Annotated in this window: 1 pseudogene; it reads right to left on the bottom strand. The window is 41.5% G+C overall.

Annotated elements, in window-relative coordinates:
• A pseudogene (gene eno, locus ACEN88_RS35320) lies at window positions 1-258 on the bottom strand (phosphopyruvate hydratase); the annotation flags it as partial.

Here is a 258-nt window from a genome sequence, read left to right as displayed (position 1 = left end):
CTTTAGCTACAGCTAATGAAACACCTAATATAGCGTTAGCACCAATTTTACCCTTGTTTTCGGTGCCATCAATCTCAATCATTAAAGCGTCGATAGCATTTTGTTCAAACACATCGATACCTTTTAATTCAGGAGCTAAAACTTCGTTTACATTTTCAACGGCCTTTAAAACGCCTTTGCCCATGTATTTTGATTTGTCGTTATCGCGAAGCTCAACGGCCTCGTGAACGCCGGTTGATGCACCAGATGGTACAGCAG

The sequence above is a fragment of the Massilia sp. CT11-108 genome (assembly GCF_047302915.1).
Classification (GTDB): Bacteria; Pseudomonadota; Gammaproteobacteria; order Burkholderiales; family Burkholderiaceae_D; genus Telluria; species Telluria orientalis.
This window is presented reverse-complemented; position numbering and strand designations above follow the sequence as displayed.